Annotated in this window: 1 protein-coding gene; it reads right to left on the bottom strand. The window is 63.2% G+C overall.

Annotated features, from left to right (window positions below; translation table 11 throughout):
• Positions 1 to 93: 93 nt before the first annotated feature.
• The gene (gene tuf / locus G0P99_RS18785; RefSeq protein WP_164132024.1) at positions 94 to 1,269 is read right to left on the bottom strand and encodes an elongation factor Tu; all 1,176 of its coding nucleotides are present in this window, start codon (positions 1,267 to 1,269) and stop codon (positions 94 to 96) included.
• Between the last annotated feature and the right edge of the window lies 1 nt (position 1,270).

The following is a 1,270-nucleotide window of genomic DNA, read 5'->3' as shown; positions in this document are numbered from 1 at the left end:
AAGGCCGCCCTTTTTGGGGCGGCCTCTCCTTAGATCAACGGTGTGGGCACTCAGTGCTCCTGCGGAGCAACGGCCGCCCACCGCTTTCCAAAATTATTCGATAATTTTGGAAACCACGCCGGCGCCGACGGTACGGCCGCCTTCGCGGATGGCGAAGCGCAGGCCGTCTTCCATCGCGATCGGCGCGATCAGCTCGACGGTGAAGCCCACGTTATCGCCCGGCATCACCATCTCGGTGCCTTCGGCCAGCGTCACGGTGCCGGTCACGTCGGTGGTCCGGAAGTAGAACTGCGGACGGTAGTTCGCGAAGAACGGGGTGTGACGGCCGCCCTCTTCCTTGGTCAGGATATAGGCTTCGGCTTCGAACTTGGTGTGCGGGGTCACCGACTTGGGCTTGCACAGCACCTGGCCGCGCTCGACGCCTTCGCGGTCGATACCGCGCAGCAGCGCGCCGATGTTGTCGCCGGCTTCACCACGGTCCAGCAGCTTGCGGAACATTTCCACACCGGTGCAGGTGGTGGTCTGGGTGTCGCGAATCCCCACGATCTCGATCGTGTCGCCGACGTTGATCACGCCACGCTCGACACGCCCCGTAACCACGGTGCCGCGGCCCGAGATCGAGAACACGTCTTCGATCGGCATCAGGAACGGCTGGTCAACCGCACGCTCCGGCGTCGGGATGTACTCGTCAACCGCAGCCATCAGCTCGCGGATCGAGTTCTCGCCGATCTCCGGCTTGTCGCCGTTCATCGCCATCAGAGCCGAACCCTTGACGATCGGAATATCGTCGCCGGGGAAGTCGTAGGAGCTGAGCAGCTCGCGCACTTCCATCTCGACCAGCTCCAGCAGCTCTTCGTCGTCGACCTGGTCGACCTTGTTCATGTACACGACCAGCGCCGGAACGCCGACCTGACGCGCCAGCAGGATGTGCTCGCGGGTCTGCGGCATCGGGCCGTCAGCCGCGTTCACAACCAGGATCGCGCCGTCCATCTGCGCCGCACCGGTGATCATGTTCTTGACGTAGTCGGCGTGGCCGGGGCAGTCCACGTGGGCATAGTGGCGCGCTTCGGTCTCGTATTCCACGTGCGCGGTCGAGATCGTGATCCCGCGCGCCTTCTCCTCGGGCGCCGAGTCAATCGCGTCATACGCCTTGAAGTCGCCAAAATACTTCGTGATTGCTGCGGTCAGCGTGGTCTTGCCGTGGTCAACGTGCCCAATCGTGCCGATGTTGACGTGCGGTTTCGTACGCGCGAACTTTTCCTTTGCCATT

The sequence above is a fragment of the Ruegeria sp. PrR005 genome, from assembly GCF_010500245.1.
GTDB classification, from domain to species: Bacteria; Pseudomonadota; Alphaproteobacteria; order Rhodobacterales; family Rhodobacteraceae; genus Ruegeria_B; species Ruegeria_B marisflavi.
Note: the sequence above shows the minus strand (reverse complement) of the source record. Positions and strands in the feature narration are given on the sequence as shown.